Annotated in this window: 16 protein-coding genes; 11 read left to right on the plus strand and 5 right to left on the minus strand. The window is 35.4% G+C overall.

Annotation, left to right across the window (positions count from 1 at the left end; genetic code table 11):
* Positions 1-10: 10 nt before the first annotated feature.
* The 4 genes from CHSO_RS02440 to CHSO_RS02455 are packed head-to-tail and all read left to right on the plus strand — an operon-like array spanning position 11 to position 3,211.
* Positions 11-1,213: an NAD(P)/FAD-dependent oxidoreductase gene (locus CHSO_RS02440; RefSeq protein ID WP_045492001.1), complete on the plus strand. Its 1,203-nt coding sequence runs from the start codon at positions 11-13 to the stop codon at positions 1,211-1,213.
* A gap of 28 nt (positions 1,214-1,241) precedes the next feature.
* On the plus strand, positions 1,242-1,655 hold the full coding sequence (locus CHSO_RS02445; RefSeq protein WP_045492003.1) for a hypothetical protein: 414 nt from the start codon (positions 1,242-1,244) through the stop codon (positions 1,653-1,655).
* 6 nt (positions 1,656-1,661) lie between these two features.
* The gene (locus CHSO_RS02450; RefSeq protein ID WP_045492005.1) at positions 1,662-2,297 is read left to right on the plus strand and encodes a DUF2306 domain-containing protein; all 636 of its coding nucleotides are present in this window, start codon (positions 1,662-1,664) and stop codon (positions 2,295-2,297) included.
* Positions 2,294-3,211, plus strand: coding sequence for a YARHG domain-containing protein (locus CHSO_RS02455; RefSeq protein WP_045492007.1), 918 nt, complete (start codon positions 2,294-2,296; stop codon positions 3,209-3,211). The genes CHSO_RS02450 and CHSO_RS02455 overlap by 4 nt, the downstream gene beginning before the upstream one ends.
* 6 nt (positions 3,212-3,217) lie before the next feature.
* Here the strand turns inward: CHSO_RS02455 and CHSO_RS02460 are convergent, their stop codons facing one another.
* From CHSO_RS02460 to CHSO_RS02470, 3 genes are all read right to left on the minus strand, one after another.
* Complete coding sequence (locus CHSO_RS02460) at positions 3,218-3,619, minus strand: DUF2809 domain-containing protein (RefSeq protein ID WP_045492010.1); 402 nt, start codon at positions 3,617-3,619, stop codon at positions 3,218-3,220.
* A 74-nt stretch (positions 3,620-3,693) separates the two neighbouring features.
* Entirely contained in the window at positions 3,694-4,350 is a 657-nt protein-coding gene (locus CHSO_RS02465; RefSeq protein ID WP_045492012.1) for a thioredoxin family protein, read from the minus strand.
* 10 nt (positions 4,351-4,360) lie between these two features.
* Positions 4,361-4,849, minus strand: a complete 489-nt coding sequence (locus tag CHSO_RS02470) for a TlpA family protein disulfide reductase (protein WP_045492015.1) — start codon at positions 4,847-4,849, stop codon at positions 4,361-4,363.
* 152 nt (positions 4,850-5,001) lie between these two features.
* Between CHSO_RS02470 and CHSO_RS02475 the strand changes: the two genes are divergently transcribed.
* The 3 genes from CHSO_RS02475 to CHSO_RS25535 all read left to right on the plus strand — a co-directional run bounded on the left by CHSO_RS02475 (position 5,002) and on the right by CHSO_RS25535 (position 6,330).
* Complete coding sequence (locus tag CHSO_RS02475) at positions 5,002-5,862, plus strand: hypothetical protein (protein WP_045492017.1); 861 nt, start codon at positions 5,002-5,004, stop codon at positions 5,860-5,862.
* Positions 5,863-5,981: 119 nt separating this feature from the next.
* On the plus strand, positions 5,982-6,143 hold the full coding sequence (locus tag CHSO_RS25785) for a hypothetical protein (RefSeq protein WP_171817587.1): 162 nt from the start codon (positions 5,982-5,984) through the stop codon (positions 6,141-6,143).
* A 28-nt stretch (positions 6,144-6,171) separates the two neighbouring features.
* Positions 6,172-6,330 (plus strand): class IIb bacteriocin, lactobin A/cerein 7B family, encoded by a 159-nt coding sequence (locus CHSO_RS25535; RefSeq protein ID WP_144428840.1) that lies wholly within the window; start codon positions 6,172-6,174, stop codon positions 6,328-6,330.
* Between the two features lie 36 nt (positions 6,331-6,366).
* Here the strand turns inward: CHSO_RS25535 and mutS are convergent, their stop codons facing one another.
* On the minus strand, positions 6,367-8,955 hold the full coding sequence (gene mutS / locus CHSO_RS02480; RefSeq protein WP_045492019.1) for a DNA mismatch repair protein MutS: 2,589 nt from the start codon (positions 8,953-8,955) through the stop codon (positions 6,367-6,369).
* 122 nt (positions 8,956-9,077) lie between these two features.
* Here mutS and CHSO_RS02485 point away from each other — a divergent pair, with 122 nt between their 5' ends.
* Positions 9,078-9,608, plus strand: coding sequence for a GNAT family N-acetyltransferase (locus CHSO_RS02485; RefSeq protein WP_045492021.1), 531 nt, complete (start codon positions 9,078-9,080; stop codon positions 9,606-9,608).
* 155 nt (positions 9,609-9,763) lie between these two features.
* Here the strand turns inward: CHSO_RS02485 and CHSO_RS02490 are convergent, their stop codons facing one another.
* Entirely contained in the window at positions 9,764-10,639 is an 876-nt protein-coding gene (locus CHSO_RS02490; RefSeq protein ID WP_045492023.1) for a cupin-like domain-containing protein, read from the minus strand.
* Between the two features lie 144 nt (positions 10,640-10,783).
* Here CHSO_RS02490 and CHSO_RS02495 point away from each other — a divergent pair, with 144 nt between their 5' ends.
* From CHSO_RS02495 to CHSO_RS02505, 3 genes are all read left to right on the plus strand, one after another.
* Entirely contained in the window at positions 10,784-11,767 is a 984-nt protein-coding gene (locus CHSO_RS02495) for a bestrophin family protein (RefSeq protein WP_232509141.1), read from the plus strand.
* Positions 11,768-12,033: 266 nt separating this feature from the next.
* Positions 12,034-12,564: an RNA methyltransferase gene (locus tag CHSO_RS02500; protein ID WP_045492025.1), complete on the plus strand. Its 531-nt coding sequence runs from the start codon at positions 12,034-12,036 to the stop codon at positions 12,562-12,564.
* 187 nt (positions 12,565-12,751) lie between these two features.
* Positions 12,752-13,405, plus strand: coding sequence for a CBS domain-containing protein (locus CHSO_RS02505; RefSeq protein WP_045492027.1), 654 nt, complete (start codon positions 12,752-12,754; stop codon positions 13,403-13,405).

Genomic DNA, 13,405 nt, shown 5'->3' on the forward strand with positions numbered 1-13,405 from the left:
TTACATATACATGAAACAGATCATCATTATCGGAGGTGGTGCTGCAGGCTTTTTCTGCGCATCTAATCTAGACGAAAAGAAATATAAGATTACGATTTTAGAACAGAACTCGGATGTCCTTCAGAAAGTTAAAATTTCCGGAGGTGGGCGGTGTAATGTGACCCACGCCTGCTTTGATCCAAGAGAACTGGTACAGTTCTACCCTCGCGGAAATAAGGAATTACTCAGTGTATTCTCAAAATTCCAGCCGGGAGATACTATGGAATGGTTCAATCAACGAAATGTTCCATTGAAAATTGAAAATGACAACAGAACTTTTCCTGAGAGTAACTCTTCACAAACCATCATCAATACTTTTTTGAATGAAGTTCAAAAGAAAAATGTGGTGGTACAAACAAAATGCAGTGTAAAAGAGATTGAAAAACAGGATGAAAAATATCTTGTAAAAACCAATTCCGGGGATTTTGAGGCAGATTATATTGTGTATACTACCGGAAGTTCTCCAAAATCGTTGAAAATTGTTGAAAATCTGGGACATAAGATTATAGACCTTGTTCCTTCTCTTTTTACTTTTAATATTAAGGATGACCTTTTAAAAGATCTTCCGGGAACCAGTTTTGAAAATGCAGGGATTTCAATTCCTAAGCTAAAAACAGAGGAAAGCGGACCTCTTTTAATTACCCACTGGGGACTTTCCGGACCTGCTGTTCTGAAGATTTCAGCATGGGAAGCCATAAGTCTTGCTAAACTTAAATACAATTTTGAAATTGAAGTTAATTTTGTTTCCATCGATATGAATGATGCAGAAGACATTTTCCAAAATTTCAAACAAAGCAACCCTAAAAAGACCATTGGGCAATCAAAAATCTTTGATATCACGAACAGATTCTGGCAGAAAATTTTAGATATTTCAAAAGTGGATCTTAATAAACAGGTCGCTAATATTTCAGGAAAAGAAATGCAAAAAATTCTTGAAGCCCTTTGTAAGAAAAAGTTTCAGGTGACCGGAAAATCTACATTTAAAGATGAGTTTGTAACGGCCGGAGGCATTGATTTAAAGGAAATTAACTTTAAAAACATGTCATCTAAAATTCTACCTAATTTTTATATTGCAGGGGAAGTTTTAAATATAGATGCAGTAACCGGAGGCTTCAATTTTCAGGCATGCTGGAGTGAAGGCTGGCTGATTGCACAGGATTTGAATACTCTATAAAAATCATTCAGAATAAAAACAATAACACATGAAAAAATTACTATTTCTATTATTTTCATTTGGGTTTACCTTATGCTTTTCTCAAGTAAATAAAACAGAAACTCCTCCAACTCAGGATCACTCCAGAGATCATTTTATCCCGGAAGCCCGTAAGCCGGCAGAATATCCCGGTGGAATAGGCGCATTTATGCAGGAAGCAGCTGGAAAAATAAAGACAAATAAAATAAAAGGTATAAAAGGAAAGATAAAAGCCAACGCAAGGTTTGCGGTGAATGTTGTAGGAGAAATAGAAAAGGTCTCTGTAACAGGAGATAATGAGGATTTCAATAAAGAAATAGAAAGAGTTCTTACCTCTATGCGGAAGAAATGGAAACCGGAAGAATACAAAGGAACACCTGTATTAAGCTGGTATAATCTCCCTTTCGTTATTAATTTTGATTAAAAAAGAATGCTTTCAGCCAAAAGAAATATCACATTTTTCAAAATCCTTCTTATTCTAGGATTTGTCTATTTCTTTTGGCTGATGCTGAAAATAACACTGGAGTATATTCCCTTGGACCCCAACATCAGTTTCCTGATGATTAAACAGACTGAAGTGGAACAGAGGCCGGAATATCTTTATTTTTTCTACACTCACGTGTACACCAGCATTTTTGTGCTTCTTTCAGGGTTTCTGGCCATTATCCGGAAAGACTTCGGGCTGAAAAGCTTCCACAGAAATATGGGAAAAGTATATATTTTTCTCATTTTGCTTTTAGCCGCACCTTCAGGAATTTACATGGGATTTTTCGCCAATGGCGGGCTTCTCTCAAAGATTTCATTTGTTATGCTGGGCTTTTTATGGTGGTTTTCCACTTTCAAAGCTTATCAGCTGGCCAGGCAAAAAAGATTTAAAGAGCACAAGCAATGGATGTGGCGGAGTTTTGCTTTTACATTATCAGCCATCACATTGCGAATGTGGAAAGTTATTATTGTATATTTATTTCATCCCAATCCCATGGACGTTTACCAAATCATTGCGTGGCTGGGCTGGATTCCCAATATCCTTATCATCGAATACTTAATTACAAAAAAACAGATATGAAAACTTTACATTACACACTGATGTCACTGCTTACAATTTCCCTGCTAAGCTGTAAAAAAGACGGAAAAATAAATGAATCCAACAAAGATTCCCTAACCGCAAAAAAAGATTCTGTTGTGATTCCTGAAGTTCATAAAGAATATTATGGCGTTTACACAGGTGATTTTGCAGGTATGGAAAAAATAGTTGATGACGTAGACGGCTCTGAATATGACGAGAATGTTTACAAAAAAATCTCTATAAAAATCAACAGAATTACCCAAGACAGTGTTTATGGACAAAGCATTGTGAACGGAAATCAGCGTCCCATAAGAGGCGTTTTTAATGAAACCTCAAAATCTTTTGTTCTGGATGAACCCGGAAACGATAAAACAGATGGCAGATTTGAGATTAAACTGAATGGAGACAGTTTAACAGGAAAATGGAATGCTTTCAACAAAAAAGCAGTAAAAGCCCCTCTGAAATCCCTTAAACTCATCAAAAAAGACTTTGTCTACAACCCCAACTTTATGCTTGATCCGGATTCAAATCTGGTAGACTGGAACAATCCTAAAGATTTTGTTGAAAAGTATACAGATAGCGATGGAAAAACCGAAAGCTATACAACATCCAAGAACCGGGTTGCTTCTGATGCGGTCTTTAAACTGAATGCCTCCAAACAAAAACTCAACGAAAAAGACATTAAAAATCTGAGAAAACTGGATCTTGAGATTATCAAAAACTCCGTATTTGCAAGACATGGTTATTCCTTTAAAAAAGAAACATACAGAGATTTTTTCGAGCAAACAGACTGGTATATTCCGGTTTCCAATAATGTAGATCACGAACTTTCTCCTATGGAAAAGGATAATGTAGCCCTACTGAACCGATTCATTAAATATGCTGAAGATAAATATGACAGTTTTGGAAGATAGCTGAGGTTAGGAAGCGGATGTTGAGGTTAAACTTTCATCTTTTGTCATCTTTACAAACAGATAGAGTAATAAACAACCTACAGCATAGCACAGAATATCAATCCACGAGAAAGAGTTTCCAATCACAATATACATCAGGCTTCCAGGACGGAAGCCTAGTTTTTCTGCAATATTGAAATACTGGGCAAACTCTACAAAACAGGAAAAAACTAAAATTCCCAAAATAAGTTTTTCACTATTTACCCTGAAAAAGCTTTTTACTAAAGTATACAGAAGTATAACAACAATAACGTCTCCTAAATAAGCTCTTACAAAGAAAATATCCTTCAATTTCGTAGCAATAAGGACTTCAATAAGGAAAATAAAAATGGAGACAAGCAGATATTTCAGACTAAATTGGAATTTCATGTTGATGTTTTTTAAAGTTTACGCATAAAAAATCGGCATTCTAAAGAACCCCGATTTTTAATCTGACAAATATATTATTTCTTGACTTTGATTGTACATCCAATCGCAACAGTTTTTGTCATTTTCACCGATTCTCCCTTTATCAAGTTATTTACGGCATCCTGAGCATAATACTCTGACACATCGTTCGGGTTATCATAATTGTTATCAATAGCTCCAATATATTTTACAATATTCTTCCCGTTTTCCTTTTGCAGCACAAAAACATGTGGCGTTTTTGTCGCTCCGTACTGTGGATAAATTTTTTGTCCCTCATCTACCAAATATGGGAAAGTAAACCCTTTCTGTTTCGCCCTTTCTATCATCTGTTGGTACCCATCTTCCGGCTGCACATTCGAATCATTTGGATTAATGGCAATCACCGGATATCCCTGACTTTTATATTTTTTATCCAGCTCAATGATTCTGTCTTCATATTTCTTGGCATACGGGCAATGGTTGCAGGTAAAGATTACAATGAAGCCCTTAGCTGTTTTAAAATCACTTAGAGAAACCATTTTCCCATCAATGTTTTTAAGTTTAAAATCTGTGGCTTCATCCCCCACTTCATAGCCTTTTACTGCTGAAATAGTCTCTTTTTGAGGCTCATTTTTATCATGGTTCATAGCCGTGAAACTTAACAAACCTAGTCCAGCAATGAAAGCTGCTATTAAAGTTTTTATATTTTTCATAATCAATAATTTATTGTAAATTTTCAGTAATTGTCTTTTCCAAATCTTCCTTGCTCATTTCTCCATCATTGAAATGTACTTTCTCTCCGTTTTTATAAAAAATCGTTACCGGAATATTTCCGTCCCATTCTTTATCAAACCTTGGAATCCAGGTATTCATTCTTTTAATATCATCTAGAAGAACAACTTCAGCCGTCAGATTTTTATTTTTAATAAATTTTAAAACCTTTTCTTTATCCATCAGCCTGTCTAATGAAACCAGAATCATCTTAAACTTAGAGTTATCGGCATATTGATTACTGATTTCTATAAAGTGAGGAAGTTCTTTCACACAGGGGGCGCAGATAGTGGCCCAAAAATTAACAACCAGAAACTTATCTTTCTCCAATTGGATTTTCTCTTCCAGGTCTTCGTATTTTAAAACGGGAACATTTGCATACTGAGCTTTACACACGATACTGAATAGAAATATGGCTAGGATTCTTAATAGATTCTTCATATTCAAATTTAATAAAATAATGTAAATCAATTTACTACAAAACAAATAAGGCTTTTAAACTATCTTTTTTAGATTTATTGATTGATAAATTGATTTTGTTTTCAGTTACAATAGATTTTTTAATATTTTTACAGACTTTTAATAAAAAAACCATGAAAAAAGCTTATTTGCTTCTGCCAATTTTATTTTTGGCTTCTTGCTCAAGCAGCAATGATGATACTTCATCACCTAATAATAATGGGAATAACAACGGAAACAATACTCCCAATACCCCTGTTTTAATCGCCAAATTAAACCTAGATGGAGAGACCTCCGTATTTAGCTATAACGGATCAAAAATCTCTCAGGTTAAAAACATTAATACCAATGAAGTTTCCACTTATACCTATACCGGGGATTTAATTACGGAAGAAATCGCCACAGGTGGAAGTTCAACTTTCAAAATAAATTATACTTATGACGGAAGCGGTAGACTGATTAAAAAAGTAACTATTCAGCATAGCTTAACATCAGGTGATACCTCAACAGATGAAGCTAATTATACTTATACTTCCAATACTGCTGTAAAAATAACTTACAAAAGAAGCTCTACAATGTCTTCTGCAGTAACCACCGGAACTAAAAATGCGATATTAAACTCCGATGGCTCTCTAAACAGTTGGACAGAAACGGCATCCGTTCCTATTTCTGGTACTACTGGATTTTATGCTGCAACAGGCAGCTTACAACCCATTGTGTATGATACCAAAAATTCTCCTTATAAAAATATAACAGGATATTTAAAAATTATTGATACTGAAGACGAAAATGGATCAGTCCATAATGTTTTAAACTATAATCAAAAACTCAATTTTAATGATGTATATGGAGGTGCCGGATGGGGTATATTTAAATCCACTTACGATTATAATACGAGTGACTACCCTACCAGAAATGTCAGAACTTATTATGACAAGACAGGTAACAATATAACCAGCAGTGAGGTTCGTACGTATGAATACAACCATTTATAAAATATATGAGAGAGCTTTAGGCTCTCTTTTTTTTATAAGCTTACACAGATACAGTTTTTCACAACTCATAGAGTTATTTGAATAATTTGTATATTTGAGTACAACCAAACTAAATTATTATGAAAAAATCAAACATTCAGAAAAAGAAACTCACCAAGAGTGAACTGAAAATAATTAACGGAGCAGGCCCTATCTGCCCGAGGGTAATTAACTGTACAGACCGAAATACCGGAGAAGAATTATATGGAGTTTATGGAATTCAGGATGGACCTTGTTGTTAATTACAGATTGATACCCAATTAAAAAGATATGAAAAAAGCAGTCATTCAAAAAAAGAAACTCACAAAAGCTGAGCTTAAGGAAATCAACGGTGGTGCAGCCAACTGTGCAGAAGGAACCTGTAAACTCAGAGGGGTAAGCCATTTCCTTATCATCGGCCCAAGAGGTAAAGACGGATATTGCTGTTAATCAGCATTCTAAATTAGAAAAAGAAAAATGATTGGATTATCCTCCAATCATTTTTTTTATGGCGTTGAGCTTCATCAAAGCTTCAATGGGTGTTAAGGTATTGATATCTATTTTGGTAAGCTCTTCCCTGATATTCTCCAGCACCGGATCATCCAGCTGGAAAAAGGAAAGCTGCATGTTTTCTTCAGTTACCCTTTTAATATTCTCCGAAGTTCCTCCATCTTGAGTTCTGCTTGCCTCAAGCGTTTTAAGGATCTCATTGGCTCTGTTAATTACTTTAGCAGGCATACCAGCCAGTTTGGCCACATGAATACCGAAGCTATGCTCACTGCCACCAGGAACCAGTTTTCTCATGAAGATAATATTTCCTTTATTTTCCTGAATGGAAACGTGGAAGTTTTTTACTCTCTCAAAATTTACCGTCATTTCATTCAGTTCATGATAATGCGTGGCAAATAAAGTCTTCGCCTGTGTAGCATGCTGATGAAGATATTCTGCAATAGCCCATGCAATAGAAACTCCGTCATACGTAGAAGTACCACGTCCAATTTCATCCAGAAGGATAAGGCTCCGTTCTGAAATATTATTCAGGATATTGGCGGCTTCATTCATTTCCACCATGAAAGTAGATTCTCCTGCAGAAATATTATCCGTTGCTCCTACCCTTGTAAAGATTTTGTCCAACAGTCCAATCTCCGCATGTTTAGCAGGTACAAAACTTCCGATCTGAGCCAAAAGACATACGATAGCCGTCTGACGCAGAATTGCCGATTTACCGGCCATGTTAGGCCCTGTCACCATGATAATCTGCTGGGAGTCTTTATCCAGGAAGATATCATTCGGAATATATTTTTCTCCTAGTGGAAGAGCATTTTCAATGATCGGATGTCTTGCTTCTTTTAGGTCAATAGCATAACCATTATTCAGAATAGGTTTGGTATAGCTTTCTGAAACAGCTAGTTCAGATAACCCGGCTGCAACATCAATCTGTGCAATAATATTGGAATTCCCTTGAATCTGATCGATATACACCATGGTTTCAGCACATACATTTCTGTACAGCTGAGTTTCCAGAACACTTATCTTTTCTTCGGCGCCCAGAATTTGGTTTTCATATTCCTTTAATTCTTCTGTGATATATCGCTCGGCATTCACAAGGGTCTGTTTTCTCACCCATTCATCCGGAACTTTATCTTTATGGGTATTTCGGACTTCAATATAGTATCCGAAAACGTTATTAAAATCAATTTTAAGGCTCGTAATACCTGTCCTTTCGATTTCTCTCTGGCACATTTCATCCAGGAATCCACGGCCTTTGTTCTGAAGATTTCTCAACCTGTCCAATTCCTCAGAAACTCCATTCTGAATAACGTTTCCTTTGGCAATACTTACGGGAAGCTCTTCATTAAGATGATTTTGTAGGAATTTAATCAGTTCTTCAAGATCAAATAACGATTCTAGCCAAGCCAACACGTCTGCATGTGGATGCAATAAAGCTTTGATTTTATGAATATTAATCAGACTCTGACGCAGATAGCCCAATTCTTTAGGGGATATTTTCTCTGCAGCCAATTTCCCCATCAATCGGTCCAGATCAGAAATTGATTTTAATAGTTGTCCTATTTCATATTTAAGATGATCGTTTTCGTTTAAGAAATCAATCAGGGAAAGTCTTCTGGAAATTTCATCTACCGATTTTAAAGGAAGAATAATTCTTCTTCTCAGTAATCTACCTCCCATTGGAGTGGAGGTTTTATCAATAATATCCAACAATGATTTCCCTTGTGGGTTACTTGGGTAAACAATCTCAAGATTTCTTAAGGTAAAATTATCCATCATCAGATAATCTTCCTGAGGAATAATCTGAAGTTTTGTGATATGAGAAAGCAGGTTGTGATGAGTATCTTCTACCAGATAGGCAAAAATAGCGCCGGCTGCTGTAATCGCTAACGGAAGGGTTTCTACCCCAAACCCTTTTAAAGAGTTGGTTTTAAAATGACTGGTTAATTTTTCGTAAGCAAAATTGTATTGAAAAGCCCAGTCTTCAAGTTTAAAGGCATTTTTATTCTTAATCTGCTCCGGAATCTGTACACTTCTCTGGAAAATGATTTCACTCGGATCGAAAGTATTAACAATATGCAGTAACTTTTCAAGATTACCCTCGCTTACCAAAAACTCTCCGGTAGAAATGTCTACTAAAGCAATTCCATATTTCTCTTTTTCCTTATGCAGAGAAAGCAGGAAGTTATTTTTCTTGGAATTTAAAACCTGATCATTAAAGGTTACCCCGGGGGTCACCAGTTCTGTAACGCCTCTTTTTACAATCCCTTTCACCATTTTAGGGTCTTCCAGCTGATCGCAGATAGCAACCCTCATTCCGGCTCTTACCAATTTTGGAAGATAAGAATCTATTGAATGATGTGGAAATCCGGCTAATTCTACACTTCCTTCTCCGTTATTCCTTTTCGTAAGAACAATACCCAATATCTGTGAGGTCTTCACGGCATCCTGCCCAAAAGTTTCATAAAAGTCCCCTACCCTGAAAAGTAAAAGCGCATCAGGGTATTTTCCCTTGATGGTATTATATTGAGTCATTAACGGGGTTTCCTTCTTCGATTTTGCCATAGTAAAAAATGAGCCCCAAATTTAAAAAAATAAATCCAGGGTTACAGAATTGTTTCATGGTTATCCCCGAATAACTTTTCCCTATCAGGAAATAATTGTATTTTCACAATAAAATCACCTTCATGAAATTTCCTGTTTTAGAAACTGAAAGACTTATTCTGCGCCAGCTTACCCTTAATGATACCCAAGATCTGTTTGAATATTTTTCTCTGGAAGAAGTTATGGAATATTATGATCTTCAAGCCTTCCAATCGATTGAAGACGCACAACAAATTATTCAGCATTTCAACAGTGAATTTGAGAAGGGAAAAGGATTCCGTTGGGCTTTACAACTGAAATCTGATGGTAAAGTGATTGGTACTTGCGGTTATCATAACTGGTACAGAGAGCATTTCAAAGCTGAAATTGGATATGAACTTAATCCTCTTTTCTGGAGACAATCTTATATGAAAGAAGCTATTCTTCCCATCCTGACATTTGGTTTTGAGACTATGAGATTACATCGTGTGGATGCCTTTATTGATCCTGCTAATATTTCCTCCGAAAAACTTCTGACATCTTTAACTTTTCAGGAAGAAGGAACGCTTAGGGATTACTTTTTTGAAAAAGGAAAGTTCGTGGATGCCAAGATTTTCGGGTTGATTAATAAATAAGGACTGGAAGCCAGAAGAAGGAAGCTGGAAGTTACTACTGGCCTGTAAACTTCTATCCTGCATTCTATAAAATGTTGGGTAAGTAATCTTTATAAAAGACTCAACCTTACTTTTTGGACGTTAATAACTTCCATCTTCCCGTCTCCTTCTCCCGTCTATCTCTTCCCCAAATGCTTCTCCAAAGCCTCTGAACTTTTTTTATAAGCCCATTTTTGTTTGTAATCCACCCACTTAGCTTTAAACAGCTTACGCATAATCTTATCTGTATACCTCATAATAAAGACATGATACAACATATTGGCAAAAACATCCGGTTTATTGGGAAGGGTTCTCAATGATAGTGAAAACCCAGGTTCTAGATATCTGTTGAAGTGCCAAAAAGCTCCCGGAATAAAAAGAGCATCCCCATGTTCCATAAAGATTTCGTAGCCTTTTGCATATTTCAATGCCGGAAACTTTTCATAATCTGGATTCTCATAATCTACATTATAGATGGTATGAACGGATAATGGAACTTTGTACAAAAATGGAGACTGTTTTTGATCGAATAACAGAATTCTCTTTTTTCCCTCGAAATGAATGTGCATAAAGTCACCCAAATCCACATCATAATGCATTAGTACATGAGCTTCACTCCCTCCAAAGAACAAAGTAGGAAGCCTTTTGAAAAACTTCATTCCCAAATCAGGATAAGTGAAATTTTTAAGCAATTCAGGAAGCCTGTCTGTAATAATATAGAAGAAAATTCTAAGATCTGAAGGCTTACTTTTTATGGTATCAATATAATCCTTCATCTTCATGTTGGCTACCGGTGCATCAGAGCTCTTAGCTGCATCAGCCGGTTTATTATCATACAAAGGAACTTCCTGATCACCCGCCTTTTCACGGATATAGGCAAGATTCCATTTGTCAAAAGCTTCCCACCGGCTTGCAAAATTCTTGATTAAAAGAGGCTTTTGCTTTTTGAAGTAATTCTTCTGAAAATCTTCCTTACTGATATCATTGACTACATCTACGTTTTCGAGGATCATGTATTTTGTATTTAATGTGAAATAAAAATAGTGTTTTTTTGAAAACTGCGAAAATTAAGATGAATGAGTTGGAAGCAGGAAGAGGGAGGCTGGAGGTTACTATTTGTCTGTAAACTTCTATACGTCATTTTATAAAAAGTTGTTATGGAAAACCTAAACTTCCTCTTCGGCATCAATAACGTCCTTCTTCCAGCTTCAGACTTCCTACTTTATTCTGAAAAAATTATATTTGTAGTATTAAGCGAATTTATGAGAGTTTACAACACGAAGCATTTCCTTAAGATCCTTTTCAGTTTACACAAAAGTGATACCCTGAAAATTCTTTTTCCAAGTATGATTATGGTAGGATTATACTCCTGGGGAATTCAGTATTTAGAAGTGGAATACTTTCATCTTACCACAAAATCAGGAATCAGCAATGTGGGAATGATCCATTCCTTATTGGGATTTGTACTTTCCCTTCTATTGGTTTTCAGAACCAATACTGCATATGACAGATGGTGGGAAGGAAGAAAAATATGGGGAAAACTGGTGAATGACACCCGAAACTTCGCCATAAAAATCAATACCATCCTTGGAGACAACCGCCAGGACTCGGAACAGATTTCAAGGTATTTAAAATATTTCCCTCACTTCTTAGCCAAACATCTATCTAAAGAATCTACCCGTCTGGCCTTAGACGAGGATTATTCAGAAATTGAAAAATCTTTAAAAAATCACGGTCCAAGTGAAATTATCATCCTTCTAAGTCATAAACTGAATCAGCTCAAAAAAGAAGGCAAGATTTCAGAGGTTGAAATGTTGTATTTAGATACTCAACTTTCAGGATTTTTGGAGGTCTGTGGTGGATGTGAACGAATTAAAAATACTCCTATTCCCTATTCTTATTCTTCATTTATCAAAAAGTTCATTATCCTCTATGTACTTGCTCTTCCTATTGCTTATGTTATTACTATTGGACTTTTCATGATACCACTTACTGTTTTCGTGTATTATGTACTGATGAGTCTTGAAATGATTGCTGAAGAGATTGAAGATCCTTTCAACAATGACGAGAATGATATTCCAATGGAAACCATAGCCCAAAATATTGAGAAGAATGTTCATCAGATAATGAGCAAAAAATGAAAAATAAGGAGAAATAAAATGAATTAATTTTTAATCGAAAATTTTGAGTTAAAGTATAAGTATTTTACTATTTTTGAAATAAAATAGCCAGAAATAATTTTTCTCCTTCTGCTATTATTATCTTGTGATTATTAAAACAGATAGATAAACAGCAAGGTATTATATCCATCAGATTACAGTGTGAAAAAAATTGTCAGCAACAAATGGAATGGTAATAGAGGTCATTACCGTAAAGACAGAAAATTAATCTCAACAAAATAATACAATTGGTACAGAAACTAAAACTGGAGGAACTAAACAGAATAGATGTAGAAACATTTAAGAAAGTTGAAAAAATTCCGTTGGTCATCATTTTAGATAATATCAGAAGTATGCACAATGTAGGTGCAGCCTTCCGAACAGCAGACGCCTTTTTAATTGAAAAAATAATTCTTTGTGGAATTACCCCACAACCGCCTCACCGTGAAATCCATAAAGCGGCATTAGGAGCAACGGAAAGCGTAGACTGGTCCCATGAAGAGGATACCAACAATGCTATTTCAGAGCTAAAAAGCAAAGGATATGAAATCATAGGAATTGAACAGACTACTGGCAGTCAAATGATTACTGATTTCACTATTGATAAGTCAAAAAAATATGCTTTAATTTTAGGAAACGAAGTAGAAGGAATCGGTGATGAGGTACTGCCTAATATTGATGTATTCTTAGAAGTTCCACAGCTCGGAACCAAGCATTCTCTTAATGTAAGTGTATGTGGCGGAATTGTGATGTGGGAGTTTGCAAAGGCCCTAAAATAAAAAAACTGCATATGTCATTAGTAGACAGTGCAGTTTGAAATAAATCTAATAAAAAGTAAAAATGAAAGGCGACAAAGGTACTTTTTTTTTTTTTACAAACAAATTTTAACGGCACTTTTTTTGTTTTAACTTAAAAAAAGTCGTGTTTTCAGAAACAGTTTCGTTTAATTTTTTATAAATTAGCACAATGTTTATCAAGGACTATATCTCAAAAGATTTCCCATGTTTTAGCTTGTCGGACTCTATAGAGTCGGCAAGAAATATATTGGAGGACTTCGGATATTCTCATATTTTCATCAAAAAATCGCATCACTTTTACGGAGCCCTTGCCATGGACTTTTTGTACGAAGAAGATGCTGGAACTTTGAAGGAACTTGAGCATCAGATCGAACGATTTGCCATTCTGGATGATAATAATATCATGGATAGTATCCGTCTGTTTTATACATTCAATTCTAATGTAATCCCCGTGATTAATAAGAATGAAAAGTATTTAGGCTATATTACCTGTGACGATATTTTTCAGGATCTTTCCCGTTATCCATTATTTTCAGAATCAGGAGCTATTCTTACGGTAGAAATCCCTGCCAGAAAATACTCAATGACGGAAATTGCCAATATTGTAGAAAGCAATAATTCGAAATTTTATGGTGGGTTCATTAGCTTTATGTCTGATGAGGTAATTCACATTACCATCAAGATCAGCAATGAAAATCTAGCCTCGATAGACTCAACTTTTGACCGGTACGACTACAGAATCGTTGAAAAGTACTATTCTGATGAGAAATCCGATTTGTTTAAAGACCGATTCGGTTTTTTCCAAAAATTTATAGAAATATAA

The sequence above is a fragment of the Chryseobacterium sp. StRB126 genome (assembly GCF_000829375.1).
Taxonomy (GTDB): domain Bacteria; phylum Bacteroidota; class Bacteroidia; order Flavobacteriales; family Weeksellaceae; genus Chryseobacterium.

Bases quoted from the DNA above. Each gene is read 5' to 3' on its own strand.
- CHSO_RS02440 (WP_045492001.1), top strand. From the start codon at position 11: ATGAAACAGATCATCATTATCGGAGGTGGTGCTGCAGGCTTTTTCTGC.
- CHSO_RS02445 (WP_045492003.1), top strand. From the start codon at position 1,242: ATGAAAAAATTACTATTTCTATTATTTTCATTTGGGTTTACCTTATGC.
- CHSO_RS02450 (WP_045492005.1), top strand. From the start codon at position 1,662: ATGCTTTCAGCCAAAAGAAATATCACATTTTTCAAAATCCTTCTTATT.
- CHSO_RS02455 (WP_045492007.1), top strand. From the start codon at position 2,294: ATGAAAACTTTACATTACACACTGATGTCACTGCTTACAATTTCCCTG.
- CHSO_RS02460 (WP_045492010.1), bottom strand. From the start codon at position 3,619: ATGAAATTCCAATTTAGTCTGAAATATCTGCTTGTCTCCATTTTTATT.
- CHSO_RS02465 (WP_045492012.1), bottom strand. From the start codon at position 4,350: ATGAAAAATATAAAAACTTTAATAGCAGCTTTCATTGCTGGACTAGGT.
- CHSO_RS02470 (WP_045492015.1), bottom strand. From the start codon at position 4,849: ATGAAGAATCTATTAAGAATCCTAGCCATATTTCTATTCAGTATCGTG.
- CHSO_RS02475 (WP_045492017.1), top strand. From the start codon at position 5,002: ATGAAAAAAGCTTATTTGCTTCTGCCAATTTTATTTTTGGCTTCTTGC.
- CHSO_RS25785 (WP_171817587.1), top strand. From the start codon at position 5,982: ATGAAAAAATCAAACATTCAGAAAAAGAAACTCACCAAGAGTGAACTG.
- CHSO_RS25535 (WP_144428840.1), top strand. From the start codon at position 6,172: ATGAAAAAAGCAGTCATTCAAAAAAAGAAACTCACAAAAGCTGAGCTT.
- mutS (WP_045492019.1), bottom strand. From the start codon at position 8,955: ATGGCAAAATCGAAGAAGGAAACCCCGTTAATGACTCAATATAATACC.
- CHSO_RS02485 (WP_045492021.1), top strand. From the start codon at position 9,078: ATGAAATTTCCTGTTTTAGAAACTGAAAGACTTATTCTGCGCCAGCTT.
- CHSO_RS02490 (WP_045492023.1), bottom strand. From the start codon at position 10,639: ATGATCCTCGAAAACGTAGATGTAGTCAATGATATCAGTAAGGAAGAT.
- CHSO_RS02495 (WP_232509141.1), top strand. From the start codon at position 10,784: ATGGAAAACCTAAACTTCCTCTTCGGCATCAATAACGTCCTTCTTCCA.
- CHSO_RS02505 (WP_045492027.1), top strand. From the start codon at position 12,752: ATGTTTATCAAGGACTATATCTCAAAAGATTTCCCATGTTTTAGCTTG.